Genomic DNA, 17,270 nt, shown 5'->3' with positions numbered 1-17,270 from the left:
TTGTCGTGACGCTACGTCAATCATCCTGGACAGAAGAGAGATCACGCAGCGTGATCCCGAGGATGGTGTGAGCGGTGCAGACCCTTCAGGTACAGCTCAAGCTGTGGCCCGACCCCGTCGAGGTCGGCCGGGCCAGGCGGTGGACGCGGGCGCGGCTGGCGTGGACCGGGGTGACGGCCGACGAGCCGTACGCCGAGTCGCTGGTGATGCTCGTCTCGGAGCTGGTCACGAACGCCGTCGTCCACACCGAGCGCCCCGCGGAGCTTCGTCTCTCCCTCCCCGCGTCGCCGGCCGACTGCGGCCCGTACCGGGTGGAGGTCGTCGACAACTGCGCCGCCCCGCCCCGGCAGCGGCGCGCGCAGGAGTACGAGACGCACGGCCGCGGACTGGAGCTGGTCGATGCCATCGCCGACCGCTGGGGGTGGCAGGCGGAAGGATTCGGCAAGGTCATCTGGTGCGAGATCGACCGCGCATGCGCGCTCGCCCTGCCCCCGGGGGAGCGCGCGGACGGCGCGGACGGCGCGCTCTTCGCGGGCGCACACGAACACGCACGCGCCGGCACGAACAGCACGTGACACCTCCGGTGCGGAACAGGTGTTGACGAGTCGTACGGGGCTGATCACCCTGGTGGGCAGCGATTCGTTGTGAGGGGACGCCGAGGGCTGCCGGCCGGTCGGACGCCCTTGGCGAAGGCGGGTCGCGCATCCGGCGACAGTCCCCATCCGCCGATGCCGGGTGGCGGTTCGCCGTGCAGGGCTCGGGGTTGCACGGGCGCACCGCCACTCGACCCTCTCGCGCCCCGGTGGCCCGACCCGTGGCCCGACCCGTGGCGCGATTCTTGCGAATGATGGCGAGACGGCTCTCGTCCCGGGCCCGCCGCGGCGCGAGGCTCGAAGCATGAACGTCCTCTGGCTCTTCGCCCACCCCGAGCACCGCTCCCTCAACGCCGCACTCCGCGACGACGGCATCCGCGCGCTGCGCGACGCGGGCCACGAGGTTCGACAGAGCGATCTGTACGCCATGGGCTTCAAGGCCGTACTCGACGCGGACGACTACCCCGCCCCCGATGACGACCCCGCCCCCGACCCCGCGTCCGCCGCCGGGCGCCTCCTGGTCGGCGACGCCCAGGAGGACGCCTGGCGGGCGGGGGGCGTGCGCCCCGACATCGCCGCCGAGCACGAGAAGCTGGCGTGGGCGGACGTCCTCGTCGTGCACTTCCCGCTGTGGTGGTTCGGGCCCCCGGCGATCCTCAAGGGCTGGTTCGACCGCGTGCTCGTCCAGGGCCTCGCGTCGAAGGTCAAGGACGCGGACGGCAGGACGCGGCGGTACGGGGACGGAGGGCTGGCCGGGAAGCGCGCCATGGTGGTCACGTCGGTCGGCGCCCGCGAGGCGAGCTTCGGCCCGCGCGGCATCCACGGGCACATCGACCAGGTGCTGTGGCCGCTGCACCACGGCACGTTCTTCTACACGGGGATGGCCCCCCTGCCGCCCTTCGTCGTCTACGGCGCCGACCGCCTCACGCCGGACGCCTACCCGCCGGTGGCCGCGGCCCTGCGCGAACGGCTGCGCACGCTGCGGACGACGGACCCGCTGCCGTACCGGACGGAGCGCAGCGGGGACTACGACGAGCGGCTGGTGCTGAACCCCGAACTCGCCCCGGGCGAAACGGGCCTGAGCATCCACACCCCCACCGGCCCCGCCACCCCGGCCACCCCGCACACAACCGCCGCCCTTCCCGCGCTTCCCCCCATCTCCCCGCACACCCACCCAAGGGTAGGCGGCTCCGCTGACAAGCCCGGATCACCGCCGGAGCCGCCCCGGGCCCCCAGCGGCCGGGCCCCGGCCAACTGCGCCCATAGCGACGCCACCTCAACCGCCCCCACCGCAAGCGGCCCCGCTCCGAGCAACGCCACCCCATCCGCCCCCGCTCCAACCGCCCCCGGCGCCCCCGCCTCAGGCAGCAGCCCCGCCGCCCTCCGCCCGGAAGGTGCGCCGGTACGCGCTGGGTGACACCCCCAGCGCCGCCTGCATGTGCTGCCGGAGCGACGCCGCCGTCCCGAACCCCGCGTTCGCCGCGATCCGGTCCACTCCCAGGTCCGTGTCCTCCAGCAACTGCCGCGCCCGCTCCACCCGCTGCACCGTCAGCCACTGCCCCGGGCTCAGCCCCACCTCGTCCCGGAACCGCCGCGTGAACGTCCGTACCGACATCGACTCGCACGCCGCCAGGTCCCGGAGCGCCAGCGGCTCGTGCAGCCGCGTCAGCGCCCACGCCCGCGCCTTCGCCGTCGTCGACACCGCCGGCTCCGGCACCGGCCGCCGGATGAACTGCGCCTGCCCGCCGTCCCGGTGCGGCGGCACGACGGTGCGCCGCGCCACGTCGTTGGCGACGGCGGAGCCGTGGTCGAGCCGGATCATGTGCAGGCACAGGTCGAGCCCGGAGGCCACCCCCGCCGACGTCAGCACGTCGCCATCGTCCACGTACAGCACGTCCGGGTCGAAGTGCACCTTCGGGAACAGGGCGCGGAACCGGTCGGCCGCCGTCCAGTGCGTCGTCGCCGGCCGCCCGTCCAGCAGCCCGGCCGAGGCGAGCACGAACGCCCCGGTGCAGATGGACGCCAGCCGCGTCTCCGGTCGTACGTACGCGAGCGCGCCCGCCAGCTCCTCCGGCAGCCGCCCGTGCGTGAACGCCTCGTCCGCCTCGTGCGACGCGGGCACGACCACCGTGCGGGCCTGGGCCAGCGCCCTCGGCCCGTACCGCACGTTGATGCTCACGTCCGAGTCCGTACGCACCTCGCCCGGTGTGACCGTGCAGGTCACGACCTCGTACAGCAACTCACCCGCCGCGCTGCGGGCCCGGCCGAAGAGACGGTGCACGATCCCCATCTCGATCGGCAGCAACCCGTGCCGTACGAAGACCGCGACGGGATGCCGCTCCGGATGCCGGAAAACGGGCGGTCCGGGATCGGGGGTGGCGGGGCGCTGGGCACGGCTCATGGCCCGATCCTTGCATACCTTGGCCGTCGGGCCACTCGTTCGGGCACGGTCGCCGGGCCATCCTCGATTGGTGACGCAGCCACCGCCGCCCGCGGCCGAGACCGAGCCCGGATCCACCGAGGCCAGGACCGAGGCCGACACCGCGCCCGCCGACAGCACCCCCGCCCTCACCAAGCCCGCGGCCCGGTGGCGGGCGCCCCGGGTGCACCGGGCGTGGTTCGTCGTCGCCGTGACGTTCGTGACGGTCGTGGCCGCGGCCTCGTTCGTCGCGCTCCCCGGCCTGCTGATCGGCCCCCTCCACGACGAGTTCGGCTGGTCCCGCGGCACCATCGGCCTCGCCGCCTCGGTCAACCTCACCCTGTACGGCGTCACCGCCCCCTTCGCCGCCGCGCTCATGGACCGCTTCGGCATACGCCGCGTGGTGGCCGTGGCGCTCATGATGATCGCCACCGGCGCCCTGCTGAGCCACTGGATGACCGAGAGCTGGCAACTGCTCCTCTACTGGGGTCTGCTCGTCGGCCTCGGCACCGGCTCCATGGCCCTCGCCTTCTCCGCCACGGTCACGAACCGCTGGTTCGTCAAGCACAAGGGCCTCGTCACCGGCCTCCTCACCGCCGCCACCGCCTCCGGACAACTCGTCTTCCTCCCGCTGCTGTCCTGGATCGTCGACACCCACGGCTGGCGACCGGCCACGGTGACCGTCGCGCTGGTCTCCGCCGCCGCCGTCCCCTTCGTCTGGCTCCTCCTGCGCGACCACCCCGCCGACGTCGGCGCCACCCCCTACGGCTCGGACGAGTTCGTCCCCAAGCCCCCGCCGCAGCGCGGCGCCGCCGGACGAGCCCTGACCGTCCTGCGCGACGCCTCCCGCAGCGGTACGTTCTGGCTGCTCTGCGGCGCCTTCGCGATCTGCGGCGCCTCCACCAACGGCATCATCCGCACCCACTTCGTCCCCTCGGCCCACGACCACGGCATGGCGATGACCGTGGCCGCGTCCCTCCTCGCGATCGTCGGCATCTTCGACATCATCGGCACCATCGCCAGCGGCTGGCTCACCGACCGCTACGACGCCCGCCGGCTGCTCGCCGTCTACTACGGACTCCGCGGCCTCAGCCTGATGTTCCTGCCCCTGCTGCTCGGCCCGTCGATCCACCCGCCGATGATCTTCTTCATCGTCTTCTACGGCCTCGACTGGGTCGCCACCGTCCCGCCCACCCTCGCCCTGTGCCGCGAGTACTTCGGCGAGGACAGCGCGATCGTCTTCGGCTGGGTCCTCGCCTCCCACCAGATCGGCGCGGCACTGGTCGCCTGGCTCGGAGGCGTGGCACGCGACGTGACGGGCTCGTACGACATGGTGTGGCTGGCATCGGGCGGGCTGTGCGCGCTGGCGGCGATGATGTCGCTGGTACTGAGGCGAGGACAGGCGGCTGAGCCGGTACGGGCGGCGTAGGTCTACGCCCTCAGCTCACACCACACGATCTTCCCCACGCCTCTCCGATCGGCCACCCCCCACCGCTCCACCAGCGCATCCACCAGCAGCAACCCCCGCCCCGACTCCCCGTCCACGGCCGACGACCGCCCCAGCACCGGCACCCGCTCCCGCCGCGCGTCCGCCACCTCGATCCGGATCACGCCATCCACGTGCAACCGCATCGCGACGTGGAAGTCCCGCCCGGCCACGCGCCCGTGCAGCACGGCGTTCGCACACAACTCCGCGACGACCGTCTCCACCTTCAGCGACACCTCCCCGCCGCGGGGATAGCCCCAGGTGCCGAGCCGCTGCACGGCAAGCAGACGGGCCAGGCGGGCGCCACGGCGGCTGGACGTGAACTGCATCGTGAACGTCCGGGCGGGCGCGGCTGGTTGTGCGCCAGGGGCGCGTTCCGGTTCTCGTGCAATCGTTGAGGGGTTCATGCATCCCCACGGTGCCGCTGATGCGAATAGCCTGGCCAGGCGTACAGGTCTTACGCAGAGTGATGTAGGAGGCACGTAGTGCAAGTGGGGAGGCGGTTCAGTATGGCGGAATCCAAGCGTCCGAGTCGACCGGTCGAGGGTGAGGGGGCGGGGATCCTCCGCGCCTTCGGGCGGCAGCAGAAGATCCTGCGGGACCGTCTCGGCATCACACAGCCGCAGTTGGCCGAGCGGATCGGGTACAGCGAGCACATGATCGCGGCGGTGGAGCAGGGGCAGCGGATCCCGCGGCCGGAGTACATCGACCAGACGGATGTGGCGCTCGACGCGGGTGGGTTGCTGAAGGCGATGAAGGAGGAAGTGGCGCGGGCGCGGTATCCGGCGTTCTTCGAGGACTTCGCGGCCCTGGAGAAGGAGGCGGTGGAGCTTCAGGCGTACGACTCGCAGGTGATCAACGGCCTCCTGCAAACCGAGGAGTACGCCCGCGCGGTCCTGGGCGCCCGTCGTCCACCGGTGCATCCGGACGTCATCCAGCAGCGAGTGGCCGCTCGACTGGACCGACAGGCGATCTTCGACCGTCAGCCCCCGCCGATGCTGAGTTTCGTGCTGGAAGAGACCCTGCTGCGACGGCCGATCGGTGGAAAAGGCGTGCTCCGCGGCCAGTTGGAGCACCTGCTCCTGGTCGGACGGCGGCCGAACGTCGAGATCCAGGTGATGCCGACGGACCGCGAGGAACATGCCGGGCTGAACGGGCCGTTGACCTTGCTTGAGACCGAGGACCAGCGCAGGATTGCGTACGTGGAGGTGCAGGGCACCAGCCAACTGATCGTGGACCGGAAATCGGTCCATGAGATCGAGGTGCGGTATGGCATCATCCGGGCGCAGGCGCTGACGCCTCGCGAATCGCTGGACTTCATCGAGAAGGTCTTGGGAGAGCTATGAGTACGCTGGCTTGGTTCAAGAGCAGCTACAGCGGCAGCGACGGAGGGCAGTGCATCGAGGTCGCCCTCGACTGGCGCAAGTCGTCCTACAGCGGCGATGACGGCGGTCAGTGCGTGGAGGTCGCAACGACCCCCACCACCATCCACGTCCGCGACTCGAAGGACCCCGAAGGCCCGGTGCTCACCTTCTCCGCCGACGCCTGGCAAGCCTTCACCGCCTACGCCGCCACCGCCCCCCACTGACGCCACCCACCCCTGCAACCGGGCCCCGCGTTCCGGCCCGGTTCAGGCGGTGCGGGGCGGGTCGATCAACTCGATGCCGAGGGCCACGACGCCGAGGGCTTCGCGCTCGGGCGGGTAGATCTGGCGGATGTTGGCGAGTTGCTCTTCGCGGGTGGCCAGAGGATTGACCGAAGCGACTTCCTCGTGGTCGAACATCTCGTCGAACGTCTCGTAGCGGTTGACCCGGGTGACGCGGGTGAGGACCTCGTCCCCCTGGCAGCGGAACCGGATGAGCGAGCCGCGCTTGATCTTCCGGCGGCTGGAGTCGTTGACGCGGATTTCGGTGGTCTTGCGGCCGGCGGCGATGAGGTCGAAGTAGCGCTTGTAGATGCCCATCTCGTGGGCCCGTACGGCGGGTTCTGTGGGACGTGCGGTCATGATGCGGCCGAGTTCCTAGACGGTGAAGGAGCGGAAGAAGTTCAGCGCTCCGAGGGCGCCGTCGACGAGTTGGCAGCCGAAGACCCAGTCGCCCCCCCTTCATCATGACGTGCAGCGTGCTCGGGTCGCGACCGAGCGCTCGTTCCTTGACCAGGTTGCGGTAGAGGGTGGCCAGGTCGAGATAGGGCTGGTCGTCCTCGGGGTCGATGTGCGCCTCGTAAGGGCCGTGGTCGAAGCAGACCGCGGTGAAGGCGACGGCTTCCCCGGTGCGGCTCAACGAGATCAGGCTCCTCGGCTGGGCTTGGGCAGGCGCAGGTTGGCGCAGAGGAAGTCCAGCCGTGCTGCTGCGGAGTCGGGGGGGACGAAGACCGGTTCGTAACCGGCGTCGTAGTAGCCCTGCACGATCAGTTCGTGGACACGACGGATCTCCCGGTCCTTGGCCCAGACGATGTCGTCGGGGTCCTCGAAGGTGTCCAGCGGGTCGAGCACGAAGACGGCGTCGTAGCGGTAGCGCCGCGTGGCATCCTCCAACTGCGGGGTAGGTCGCAGCCCGAAAAAGCCTTCCCACCCGTAGCCGTCCGGGATTCCCCTGTTGTAGAAGCGGATCCCGTGTTCGTGCGCGGTGTACTCGGCGATGAACGCGTCGAGGACCTCCAGGGAGTAGGCGCGACGGTCCTCCTTGAGCAGGTGGCGGCCTAGGCGTTCCCGGTGCTTGCGGTAGATCTCCCGGCCGGGTTCCTCGGCCATGCAGGGGACTCCGGCGGCGTGGACCGCCTCAAGCAGGTCGTCCTTGCCGGAGGACGGGCCGCCGGTGATGACGTAACGGCGGGGGTCACCGGTCGCCGCCGCCTGGAGAGCGGTGGCCAGGGCGGGGTTGGTGGGGGTCAAGGCAGTTGTCCGTTCTGTTCAACGGGGGTGGTCCCGGGGGCGGTGAGGAGCCCGTGGGTCCAGGCGTTGGCAAGCCCGGTCTCGCCGTGCAGGGCGGCTACGAACTGTTCCCGGTCGGCGCCGCCGGCGGCGGCTTCGGTCAGCCGGGACTTCTGCGCCTCGGTCAGGGCGGGGGTCCAACCGGCCAGCGCGACAAGTTCGTCCGCCGGGGACTGCCGATCGGGGGCGAACGCGGTGGTGTAGCTGATCGCCTCGGCGCGCGCCGCGGCCCACCGCCATGCGGCGGTAGTTGCCGTGTGCAAGGTGGTCGTCCGGTCGGCCTGGAGGCTGATCAGCCGCTCCACGGCGAGCAGTTCAGCGCGGGCGGCGTAGATCGCCGACCAGAGTCTGCTGAGTTGCTCTTCGTGTTCCGCGACCTCCCAGGCGAACGGGTCCGCCTGGACCTGCTGCCGCCCGGTGGCGGCGGCGAGGCGGGGCGCGATCATCGGGGAACGGACGAACCGGTCGGCGTCGGCCAGCAACTCCCAGGCGATCTTCTCGATCAACTTGGGCTCGACGCGCTTGCGGAAGTGGTGGACCTCGTGTCCGGCTTGTTCGGCCGCCAGCTCGCGCCGAGCGGTGAGGCTTTGGCCCGGTTCGGCCGGTGGAAGCGCGAACAGTGCTCGCGCCGCTACGGCGTAGCGGGCGTCCGGGAACCGGGCCAGCAGTCCACGTAGCGCGCCGTCGAGCGCTGCGGTACGGCTGGCCTCGTCAGCGGGGTCGACGGCCCTGGCGACGACGCCGCGCAGGTCGAGCAGGGCGGCGTCCGCGGTGGCCGGGGTGACCGGCAACCCGCGCCGCAACACTCGCCCGACTGCGGCGACCACCTCGTCCTCCGCTGGGCTTTTTCTGGGCATGAGGTGAGTGAAGCATGGTGCCCAGAAAAAGCCCAGTGCCCGACCGGTGTCCTCCCGAGGCGGCGAGGTCGATCCGCTGGGTTCTACTTCTTGCCGCGGCGGCGCAGGGCGGCGGCCCGGTGGTGGAGGGATTGGGCGGTGGCGTAGGCCGTGCCTCGGTGGCGGAGGGCCAGGTCGCGGAGAGCCCTTCGGGGGTGGGCGCGTTCGAGGAGGTCGGTGTAGAGCGCTTCGTGCTGGGCTGCGATACGGGCCGGGTCGAAGCGTTCCGACGCGGTGAGGGCGGCGGCGCCGGTGCGGCGGCGTAGGTCGTCGTCCTCGATCAGCTCCAGCAGGGCGGCGGCGACGGCGTTCGCGTCGCCGACCGGGACCAGGCGGCCGTCCACGCCGTTCTCGATGATCTCGCTCGGTCCGTGCGGGCAGTCGGTGGCGACGACGGGGAGCGCGCAGCGCATCGCCCCCACAATCGTCATGCCGAAGGACTCCTTGCACGATGTGACGGCGGCGAGGGAGCCCTTGGCCCACTCCGGCTCCATGGGGTTGGCGTTGCCCATGAGGTGGACGTGGTCCTGGAGGTGGCGCTCCTTGATGAGCGCCTTGAGCGACTTGCGCTCGTTGCCGGTGCGGTCGCCGCTGCCGTAGATCCTCAACGTCCAGTCGGGGCGGGCGGCGACGACCTTGGCGAACGCCTCGATGAGGAGGTCGTAGCGCTTGACGCGGGTCAGGCGGCCGGCGGCGACGACCACCTTGGCGGTGCCGTCGGAGGGGGTGACGGTCGGTCTCGGCACGCTGTTGGGGACGGCTTCGATGCGGACGCCCCGGAGGTTCAGGCGGGTGCGGTAGGCGCGGGCGTCGGCTTCGGTGACGGTGGTGACGGCGTCGAGGAGCCCGTAGCGGATGCCGAGTTCGCGGCGGAGGCGGTGGCCGTGGCCGTCGAGGGTGAGGTGTTCCTGCGCGACGCGGACGGGGCCGCGGCGGGTCTGGCGGGCGATGTGGACGTTGAGCCCGGGGCGGGTGCCGACGACGACGTCGGCGTCGACGGAGCGCAGGTAGGCCCCGATACGGGCGTCGGTGAGCCGGCTGTACTGCTGGTACCTGCGGTCGCCGCGGGCGAAGACCCGGGCGGGCTTGCGGTGGTCCGGCAGGTCCCCCGCGTAGTCGGGGCTCCCCCGGCGCAGGTCGACCAGGACGCGTACGGGGACGCTGCCCGGTTTCCCCATCATGGGCTCGTCGCGGTGCCGGAAGACGGAGACGATCTCCACGTCGTGCCGCTCCGCGAGGGCTTGGGCGAGGTTGTAGGTGGTGCGGATGGTGCCGCCGATGCCGAACGTGTTGTGCAGAAGGAATGAAATGCGCATGCGCTGACGTGACCCCCCAGATGCAGTCGAACAGGACTCTACTTGTCGCCCTTCCGTACGACGGACTCGCCCCGGTGGCGAAAGGGGCGAAACGGTCGTAGCGTCGGATGGGGGACTACGGCATCGGAGGAAGGCGACGATGGTGAAGAATTCCGCGGGCAACCTGCGCTACATCATCGGGGCCATTCTCGTGCTACTCGGAGCGGTGGGCGTGGTCTGGAGCGCCTGGCGGCCCTGGTACAACGGCCGCGACGGGCGGCAGTACGCGCTGGACGACGTCTTCGACGGGATCACGGACGCCGGCGTCCAGCTCTTCGCCTCGATCTTCCTGCCCATGGCGGTAGCCGCGCTGCTGGCCGTCCTCGGGATCCTGATGCGCTCGCGCCTCCTCGTCGTCCTGGGTGCGCTGCTGGTGCTGTTCATCACCGTCCTGTGGATGATCCGGCAGAGCCAGGTGTCCGACGGGCTGAAGGTCAACAGCCAGGGGACCGGGCTGGACGTCGGGACGGCCAACGCGGTGATCGGCGCCGCGCTGATGCTGATCGGCGCGGCCGTCTGGGGCAACCAGCGCCGCCGCCGGGCCATCCCCCACCCCGTGGACGAGACCACCCCCGGACCCGACCGCTCCGGCTCCTCGGCCGCGTACCCCCGGCACGGCGAGCAGGACGCCCCCGACGACCACCGCCAGGACCCGCCCCGCGCCGCCTAGGTATCCCTGCGGTGCCACGGGAGGCGTCGGAGTCGCGACACGGTCGATACGCGACGAGGGCCCGGCCGGTGGCCGGGCTCTCGTCGGTGTGGTGGCTCCAGCCGCGGGCGAGGGTCGCTTCGGGTGGTCAGATGCCGAGTTGTCGCTGTACGGCCTGGGCGTCGATCAGGTAGTTCATCTCGTAGAAGCGTCCGTCGCGCACCTTGTGGAAGGAGTACTCGGCGTACTCGATCGTTTCGCCGGTCGGGGCGACGCCGAACCACTCCTTCGCGGGGGTGCCCTTGTTGAACAGGCGGGCTGCGACGCGGTCGCCGTCGATGGCCACGTCCCGTACCCGCCAGGTGAAGTCCGGCACCGCGTCGCTGTGCCCCTTCAACTCCGCGATGACGTCGTCCCGGGTGACGGGGCGGCCGTTCTCGGTGAGTTCGTCGTGGATGAACTCGGTCATCCGGTCGAACTCGTGGGCGTTGAGCGCCTCGATGTAGCGCTCGAAGACTTCGCGTACTTCCTTCTCGGACATGCCGGCCTCTCTGCCGCCCCGAACCGCGGGGCGTGTACTCGGACGATGGTCGACCTGTGACGGCGCCCTTCCGCGAACTCGCCGTGGTGCGTGCCGCCTTGGATGGGAACCGGGAGCGCGAGCTTTCTATTCCGATCGGTACAGAAGTCGTGCGGATCACCGCCGGGAGTACGCTGCACGCATGGCTGGTTCGCGGAGCACCGTCATGGGTCGGCCTCGGGAATTCGACACCGACGAGGCGCTAGAGCGCGCCATGCAGGTGTTCTGGGAACGGGGCTACGAGGGGGTCAGCCTCACCGACCTGACCAAGGCCATGGGCATCACGAAGCCCAGCCTGTACGCCGCCTTCGGCAACAAGGAGGAGCTGTTCCGCAAGGCTGTGGAGCGCTACACCGAGGGTCCGGCCGACTACGGGACGCGCGCCCTTCAGGAGCCGACCGCGCGAGGCGTGGCCGAGGCGATTCTCCGCGGTGCGGTTCGGACCACGACGCGTCCCGAAGGCCCCGCGGGCTGCCTGGTCGTGCAGGGCGCGCTGGCGTCGAGCGATGCGGGTAGGCCCGCGCACGACCTGCTGGTCGAGTGGCGGAACGACGTGGGTCTACGCCTTGAGGAGCGCTTCCGGCGGGCCGTCGACGAGGGCGATCTTCCGCGCGGCGCCGACCCCCGACGGCTCGCCCGGTACGTCATGACGGTGACGTTCGGCATCGCCGTCCAGGCCGCCGGCGGCGCCGGCCGCGACGAACTCCAGGGCATCGCCGACATGGCGCTGGAGCGCTGGCTGCCGTAGCGGGCGTGCGGTGGACGCGCACGGGGCGTTCCGGCCGGTACGGGCTGACCCCTCGGCCCCGAGCCGGACCCCGCGCCCGGCCCCGACACAGAGGCGAATCAGGCAGGGACTCGCGTTCCGCCCCTCAGGGGCGGTAGATGGACTCCGCGATCGTGGCGTGCTTCTTCCAGCCCAGTGCCTCGTAGAGCGCGCGTCCGGCGTCGGTCGCGCCGAGGATGCCGTGGGTGGCGCCCCGGTCCACGGCGTGGGCGGTGAGCGTACCCATGACGAACGTGCCCAGGCCGCGCCGCTGGTGGGCCTCCTCCGTCTGCACCCGGTCCACCACCGTGGCCTCCCCGAGGAGCGCCATCTGTCCCTGAGCCGCCTGCTCGCCCGCCGCGTCCCGTACGCGGACGTGGACGACGGCGCCGACGGTCTCCACGCTCACGCGGTACCCCTCGGGCGCGCCCGGGGCCGTCGTCGCCGCCAGGTCGACGGCCATCAGGTGCCCGGTCTGCTCCCGGGCCACCACCCATCCCGCCGGCAGCCAGGGCGCTATCTGCGCCGGCTCGGCGGGCATCTTCATCCACGTCCGCGGCACGTCGACCGAGGCGGCGGCGCTGCGGACCAGGGACTCGTCGGCTGCCGGCAGGACATGGCGGCCCCGCTCCGCCGGGTTGCCGGTCTCGATGTAGAAACCCCAGGGCTTCTCGACCGGCGGGGGAGTCCGCCGTGACACGGCCCAGCCCGCCACCCACGTCCTGACCATGTCCGCAACCATCGGGCCCTCCCGGTGAAGTAATAGGCGCTAGTGATGTGCGCATATTACGCCCGTCCGGTGGTGCACGCGATGGCGTGCCCGTATGCCGGACGAGGGGGCCCGGCCCGACTCCAGGCCGGGCCGGGCCACCTCGCCGTGCTGCTCCTCGGCGAGTGCCGCTAGGCCGTCGCCGCCGGGTGGAAGTTGATGCGTTCGCTCACGACGGGGAAGCCGGCCTTGGTGAAGTTCGCGGCCATGGGGAAGTTGCCCCGGTCCGTCGCTCCGCTGATGAACTCCGCGCCCTCCTGCGCGAGGAAGTGGGTGCACTCGGCGAGGAGGTCGTAGGCGTAGCCGTTGCCGCGGTGCTCGGGGACGACTCCGATGAAGCCGATCGTCGGGCCGGAGGGGTTGTGGGCGGGGATGTGGATTCCGGCCAGGTCGCCGTCCGGGGTGTACGCGGTCTGCCACCACTCCCGCGGGGAGGGGAACCAGTGGAAGATGTCGATTTCCTCCTGGGCGGCCTGGTCGAGGCCGCCTTCCTCGATCGCCTTGAGCGCGTGCGCGTCGAGGGTGACGGAGTGGATGCGGCGCAGCGCGTCGAAGAACACGCCGTCGTCGGGCTCGGCGCCGAAGCGCAGGCGGCCGGGGCGCTCGGGGAGGCCCTGGTCCGGGGTCCAGCGGTAGAGGAAGCGTTCTACGAGGAGTTCGTACCCGGCGGCGCGGGCGGCGGCGAAGCGGGCGTCGGCGGCGGTGCGCAGGGCGGGGTCGTCGCGCCAGGTGCCGGGCAGGTTGATTTCGAGTTCGACCTGCCAGGGCGCGGAGCGCAGGAGTTCGGCCCCCGCCCCCTCCTCGCCCTCGGCCACGTCGAACCAGTTGACGGTGACGGGCTCCGCGTCGTCCGGGCCGCCCCACCAGGCGCCACGGGCGACGACCTCGCCGTCGCGCAGGGCGACGCGCTTCCACTCCGTACGGAAACGGGTGCGGCGGTGGCTTTCTCGGGCGCCGAGGGGGTCGGGCAGGGTGTCGAAGAGATGGGCGTCGCTCGGGGAGAGCGCGCGGATGACCGGATCGGTCATGGATTCCTCCGGGGTACGGGCTGTTTGCAGCGCGCTCCCGTCAGGACTTGCGAACCACGCCGGACTGCGGACGAGGGGAGCGCTGGAAAGGTGTGGACTTCACGACACTCGCCTCCTTCCGGTCGTCTCAGGGCGTGACGTCACACGGTAGGTGATCACCCGCGGGCCGTCCACGTGATTTACGGCATGGGAAAAACCGGTGGAGCGGCGCCGCACCGCGCCCGTACCGTGGCGGCGACCGAGTCGTCGAGGCAAGGGCGTGCCGTTGTACACCGTGTGAGACCTCCCAAGCGCTGATTGGTCGCGCGCCGTGCGTCGCTCTGTGCGAACGCCGTCGCGCTGCTTTTTGCTGCGGTTTTCTCACACAGATACCGGTGTACTTCTGTGCTCACAGACTGGTTGGTCATGCCCACCCGCCTGCCGCTCGTCCGCCGCCGCTGCCACGCGTGCGCGTCCGAGCGTTTCCGGGCGAACGGCAAGTTCCGTGTCAACGCAAACCACAAACTCCTCGACGCCTGGCTCCTCGCGCTCTGTACGGGCTGCGGGGAGACCGCCAAGCTCTCCGTCCTGGAGCGGGTCAACGTCCGCTCCGTACGCCCCGAACTGCTCGCCCGGCTGCACCACAACGACATCGGCCTCGCCGCCACCCTGCTCCAGGACCCGGCCGTCCAGCGCCGCAACCGCGTCGCGCTCGACTGGACCGGCGCCTGGCGCCTGGACACCGGCGGCACGGAGCATCTGAACCGCGAGGTCATCGACGTGGCGGTGCGCTTCGCGGCGCGGATCCCGGTCCGGCCGGTGCGGTTGGTCGCCGACGGCTGCGGGCTCTCGCGGGCCGAGACGGAGCGGCTGGTCGAGGATGGGAGGCTCGTCTCCGCGGTCCGCCTGACCGGCAGACTCACGGGCGACTTCACGTTCACGCTCAAACGGTGAGCGTCCCCGGTCCCGGTGGCCCGCGCGGTGCGGGCGGCCGGGACCGGGCTCAGCGGCGCGGGGCCGTCGGGCCGTAGTGGACGTGGAAGCTGATGGTCCGGCGGTCGCCGAAGTCCGCGATCATGGCCGCTGCCCGGGCCGGCCCGCGGTCAGGGTGGCAGGGCCGCCCCGGGACCCGTCCCCGGGCGGCCCCCGGGTTCAGGCGACGGCGGTTCCTTCGAGTTCGACCATGAGGGTCGGGATCGCCAGGCGGGTCACCCCGAGCATCGTCGTCGCGGGCGCGGCCTTCGCGGCGGCCAGGCGGCCGGCCAGCTCGCCGTAGTGCTGGAAGAGGAGGTCGACGTCCGTGGCGTAGACGTTGAGGCGGACGAGGTTTGCCAGGGCCATGCCCGCGTCCGCGAGGACCGCTTCGAGGTTGTCGGCGCTGAGCGCGAGCTGCGCGGCCATGTCGCCCGCGTGCTGCGGCCGGCCTTCGGCGCTCATGGCGGTCTGGCCGGAGAGGTAGAGGGTCCGGGTGTGGCCGGAGACCAGTTCGCCCTGGTGGAAGCCCATCTCCGTGGACCAGGTCACCGGGTTGATCGCTGTACGTTCCATGGCGTCAGCCTCGCAACGAATGACGACATCCTGTGTCGTATATCCTGCTACGTTTTTGCGTATGCGCGCCGATCGTCTGGTCTCGCTGGTCCTGCTGCTGCGCCAGCGCGGCCGGCTCTCCGCCGCCACGCTCGCCCGCGAGCTGGAGGTCTCCACTCGCACCGTGCTGCGCGACATCGACGCGCTGTCCGCGGCCGGCGTCCCGGTGCACTCCGAACGCGGCCGGCACGGCGGGTTCGCGCTGCTGCCCGGGTTCCGCACGGAGCTGACCGGGCTGAACCACGACGAAGCCCTCGCCCTGCTGATCGCCGGGTCGCGGCGCGGCGCGCAGGCGTTCGGCCTCGGCTCCGCGCTCGCCGCGGCGATGCTCAAGGTGGTCGACGCGCTGCCCGCCGGGTACCGCGACACCGCCGCCGGGGTCGCCGAACGGCTCCTCGTCGACCCCGAGACCGACCTCCTCGCCCGCCCCCTGACCGCCGACGACGTCGCGGACGACGTGCTGGCCGAGATCAGGAGCGCGGTGTTCGCCGGGCGGAAGCTGCGGATCCGCTACGCCCCTGAGGGGCGCGCGGCGGCGTGGCGCACGGTGGACCCGATCGGCCTGGTGACCGTACGGGACAAGGGCTACCTGCTCGCCCTGCGGGCCGGCGAGGACCGCACCTACCGGCTCTCGCGCGTCCGGGCCGCCGAGGAGCTGCCCGAACCGGCCGAGCGCCCCGAGCGCGTCGACCTCGACCGGGCCTGGCAGGAGCGGAGCGCCCGGTTCCGTAGCGGAGGCGTCCACGTCGCCGCGGAGGTACGGGTGACGGCGCGGCGGCGCGAGGAACTGGTGGGCACCGCGCTGGCCGTACTCGCCGAGGAACGGGAGCCGGACGGGCGGCTGCGGCTGGAGGTCGCGTTCCAGGACGCGCGGCACGCCGAGTGGGCGGTGTGGCAACTCGCCACCGACGCCGAAGCGCTGGCGCCCGGGTGGCTGCGTACGTCCCTGCACGACCGCGCGGCGGCCCTCGCCGCCCACTACGCGGACGGGGCCGGGGCGGCCTGAGCGGCGCCCCGGCTACGGCGGCGGGGCGAGGGCGATACGGAACTCCTGGTCGGCGGCGTCCGAGCAGTCGCGCTGGACGATCTCGGCGCCGGGGGCGGTGTCCTCGTCGCGCAGAGCCAGGCACTGGCCGGTGTCGGGGCGGATGCGGAAGTGCGGGGTGGCCTGCCGGCCGGCGGACTCGGCGGAACCGGTGGGCTCGACCGGCTCGGCGGGCTCCAGGCGGAAGCGCTGGCCCGGGTCGTCGTCCGCGCAGTTGTCGCGCGGTTCCAGCAGCCCCCGGCCCGGGCCCGCGCGCAGGGCCGTCAGGCAGCCGATGCCGTGCTCGGGGTGGTGCCACTGGATCTGCACCGCGCCGTCGCCGACGGGTTCGAGGAAGACGCGGGGATGCTCGGCCCGCGCGCAGAGCTGCTGGGCCGCGACCGCCGTGCGGTAACTCCCGCTGCGGTCCGTCCCCTCGCTGACGCAGAGGTCCGGCGTACGGGCCGGATGGATCCGCGCCCAACTGCCCACCGCCTTCATGTCCAGCCCCGGTATCGGATCCGCGCCGCGCGCCGCGCGCGGCTCGCCGGACTCGGACGAGCCGGACAGCGCCTGTACGCCCAGCGTGCCGCCGACGCCGATCCCCACCGCCGCGACCAGCCCGGCCGCCCACCGCCACCGCGGCGCGCCCCGGGCGGGCGGGGCGGTCGGCGGGCCCGTGTCGCCGCTCGCGGGCGGGGGTGCGGACCCGGCGGCGGGGGGCGCGTGTTCGTCCGTGGCGATGCGGCGGCGCGCCTCCAGCCACCGGTCGGCGTCCTGGTCCGCCAGGCCGCAGGCGCGGGTGAAGGCGTCGACGAAGCGCTCCCGGGGCAGCGAGGCCCGGCCCAGGGTGGTGGCGATCGTGCTGGCCGGCAGGGAGTCGGCGTGCGCGGTGGCCTTGGCCTCCAGCTCGCGGTACGTCAGCCCCGACCACGTACGTAACGCGCGCAGCGCTGCGACGTACTCGGCCCGCGTACGGAGCTGCCCGGGCTGCGGCGCTTCCGGCCGGGGTGCTCCCGGCTGCGGCGCTCCCGACTGCGGCCCGGCAGAACCGCCGCCCTCTTGGCTCATGACCACAGCATGGCGGCACCCCCGGCTGCCCTGCGACCTGGAAACCGGCCGTGTTCGCACACGTTCGGAACGGCTGAGCAGCGTTCCGAACACACGTGAACACTCAGGTGCCTTGTCAACGCCGCGGTACGGCGCA

Annotated in this window: 19 protein-coding genes and 1 pseudogene; 9 read left to right on the top strand and 11 right to left on the bottom strand. The window is 72.0% G+C overall.

All coding sequences use genetic code 11. The annotated features are described in order from the left end of the window. The first annotated feature begins 74 nt into the window (after positions 1-74). Together QBL21_RS31040 and QBL21_RS31035 are read left to right on the top strand one after the other, a co-directional pair. Positions 75-575 carry an ATP-binding protein gene (locus tag QBL21_RS31040; RefSeq protein WP_407565546.1) on the top strand — a complete coding sequence of 167 codons (501 nt, stop codon included), beginning with the start codon at positions 75-77 and terminating at the stop codon, positions 573-575. A gap of 322 nt (positions 576-897) precedes the next feature. Further along, positions 898-1,695, top strand: a pseudogene (locus QBL21_RS31035) (NAD(P)H-dependent oxidoreductase); the annotation flags it as partial. A 258-nt stretch (positions 1,696-1,953) separates the two neighbouring features. On the opposite strand, the gene QBL21_RS31030 reads toward QBL21_RS31035, so the two are convergent. Further along, positions 1,954-2,994 (bottom strand): GlxA family transcriptional regulator, encoded by a 1,041-nt coding sequence (locus QBL21_RS31030; RefSeq protein WP_407565545.1) that lies wholly within the window; start codon positions 2,992-2,994, stop codon positions 1,954-1,956. Positions 2,995-3,196: 202 nt separating this feature from the next. Here QBL21_RS31030 and QBL21_RS31025 point away from each other — a divergent pair, with 202 nt between their 5' ends. Continuing rightward, complete coding sequence (locus QBL21_RS31025; protein WP_407566622.1) at positions 3,197-4,441, top strand: MFS transporter; 1,245 nt, start codon at positions 3,197-3,199, stop codon at positions 4,439-4,441. Positions 4,442-4,443: 2 nt separating this feature from the next. Here the strand turns inward: QBL21_RS31025 and QBL21_RS31020 are convergent, their stop codons facing one another. Then, the gene (locus QBL21_RS31020; RefSeq protein WP_407565544.1) at positions 4,444-4,827 is read right to left on the bottom strand and encodes an ATP-binding protein; all 384 of its coding nucleotides are present in this window, start codon (positions 4,825-4,827) and stop codon (positions 4,444-4,446) included. Between the two features lie 180 nt (positions 4,828-5,007). Here QBL21_RS31020 and QBL21_RS31015 point away from each other — a divergent pair, with 180 nt between their 5' ends. Both QBL21_RS31015 and QBL21_RS31010 read left to right on the top strand, forming a co-directional pair. Continuing rightward, positions 5,008-5,844, top strand: coding sequence for a Scr1 family TA system antitoxin-like transcriptional regulator (locus QBL21_RS31015; RefSeq protein ID WP_407565543.1), 837 nt, complete (start codon positions 5,008-5,010; stop codon positions 5,842-5,844). Then, positions 5,841-6,086 (top strand): DUF397 domain-containing protein, encoded by a 246-nt coding sequence (locus tag QBL21_RS31010; RefSeq protein WP_407565542.1) that lies wholly within the window; start codon positions 5,841-5,843, stop codon positions 6,084-6,086. Before QBL21_RS31015 ends, QBL21_RS31010 begins: the two co-directional genes overlap by 4 nt. Positions 6,087-6,128: 42 nt before the next feature. Here QBL21_RS31010 and QBL21_RS31005 read toward each other — a convergent pair whose 3' ends face one another. The 4 genes from QBL21_RS31005 to QBL21_RS30990 form a co-directional block, all read right to left on the bottom strand. After that, positions 6,129-6,503: an ASCH domain-containing protein gene (locus QBL21_RS31005; protein ID WP_407565541.1), complete on the bottom strand. Its 375-nt coding sequence runs from the start codon at positions 6,501-6,503 to the stop codon at positions 6,129-6,131. 282 nt (positions 6,504-6,785) lie between these two features. Then, entirely contained in the window at positions 6,786-7,391 is a 606-nt protein-coding gene (locus QBL21_RS31000) for an AAA family ATPase (RefSeq protein WP_407565540.1), read from the bottom strand. Then, a complete protein-coding gene (locus QBL21_RS30995; protein WP_407565539.1) occupies positions 7,388-8,287 on the bottom strand; it encodes a hypothetical protein in 900 nt (299 codons plus the stop codon). Before QBL21_RS30995 ends, QBL21_RS31000 begins: the two co-directional genes overlap by 4 nt. An 83-nt stretch (positions 8,288-8,370) precedes the next feature. Beyond that, entirely contained in the window at positions 8,371-9,642 is a 1,272-nt protein-coding gene (locus QBL21_RS30990) for a glycosyltransferase family 4 protein (RefSeq protein ID WP_407565538.1), read from the bottom strand. 139 nt (positions 9,643-9,781) lie between these two features. On the opposite strand from QBL21_RS30990, the gene QBL21_RS30985 reads away from it, so the two are divergent. Next, positions 9,782-10,351 (top strand): hypothetical protein, encoded by a 570-nt coding sequence (locus QBL21_RS30985; protein WP_407565537.1) that lies wholly within the window; start codon positions 9,782-9,784, stop codon positions 10,349-10,351. Between the two features lie 127 nt (positions 10,352-10,478). On the opposite strand, the gene QBL21_RS30980 is transcribed toward QBL21_RS30985, so the two are convergent. Beyond that, on the bottom strand, positions 10,479-10,871 hold the full coding sequence (locus tag QBL21_RS30980) for an ester cyclase (protein WP_407565536.1): 393 nt from the start codon (positions 10,869-10,871) through the stop codon (positions 10,479-10,481). 181 nt (positions 10,872-11,052) lie between these two features. On the opposite strand from QBL21_RS30980, the gene QBL21_RS30975 reads away from it, so the two are divergent. Beyond that, positions 11,053-11,658: a TetR/AcrR family transcriptional regulator gene (locus QBL21_RS30975; RefSeq protein WP_407565535.1), complete on the top strand. Its 606-nt coding sequence runs from the start codon at positions 11,053-11,055 to the stop codon at positions 11,656-11,658. Between the two features lie 124 nt (positions 11,659-11,782). On the opposite strand, the gene QBL21_RS30970 is transcribed toward QBL21_RS30975, so the two are convergent. Next, complete coding sequence (locus QBL21_RS30970) at positions 11,783-12,418, bottom strand: GNAT family N-acetyltransferase (RefSeq protein WP_407565534.1); 636 nt, start codon at positions 12,416-12,418, stop codon at positions 11,783-11,785. A gap of 158 nt (positions 12,419-12,576) precedes the next feature. Continuing rightward, positions 12,577-13,473, bottom strand: coding sequence for a GNAT family N-acetyltransferase (locus QBL21_RS30965; RefSeq protein ID WP_407565533.1), 897 nt, complete (start codon positions 13,471-13,473; stop codon positions 12,577-12,579). Between the two features lie 405 nt (positions 13,474-13,878). Between QBL21_RS30965 and QBL21_RS30960 the strand changes: the two genes are divergently transcribed. Further along, positions 13,879-14,406 (top strand): DUF1062 domain-containing protein, encoded by a 528-nt coding sequence (locus QBL21_RS30960; RefSeq protein WP_407565532.1) that lies wholly within the window; start codon positions 13,879-13,881, stop codon positions 14,404-14,406. A 198-nt stretch (positions 14,407-14,604) separates the two neighbouring features. On the opposite strand, the gene QBL21_RS30955 is transcribed toward QBL21_RS30960, so the two are convergent. Further along, positions 14,605-15,000 carry a RidA family protein gene (locus tag QBL21_RS30955; RefSeq protein WP_407565531.1) on the bottom strand — a complete coding sequence of 132 codons (396 nt, stop codon included), beginning with the start codon at positions 14,998-15,000 and terminating at the stop codon, positions 14,605-14,607. 61 nt (positions 15,001-15,061) lie between these two features. Between QBL21_RS30955 and QBL21_RS30950 the strand changes: the two genes are divergently transcribed. Beyond that, positions 15,062-16,045: a helix-turn-helix transcriptional regulator gene (locus QBL21_RS30950; RefSeq protein WP_407565530.1), complete on the top strand. Its 984-nt coding sequence runs from the start codon at positions 15,062-15,064 to the stop codon at positions 16,043-16,045. Between the two features lie 12 nt (positions 16,046-16,057). On the opposite strand, the gene QBL21_RS30945 is transcribed toward QBL21_RS30950, so the two are convergent. Beyond that, positions 16,058-17,134, bottom strand: a complete 1,077-nt coding sequence (locus tag QBL21_RS30945) for an XRE family transcriptional regulator (RefSeq protein ID WP_407565529.1) — start codon at positions 17,132-17,134, stop codon at positions 16,058-16,060. Positions 17,135-17,270: the final 136 nt, after the last annotated feature.

Source organism: Streptomyces sp. 184 (assembly GCF_045781775.1).
In the GTDB taxonomy this organism is placed as follows: Bacteria; Actinomycetota; Actinomycetes; order Streptomycetales; family Streptomycetaceae; genus Streptomyces.
This window is presented reverse-complemented; position numbering and strand designations above follow the sequence as displayed.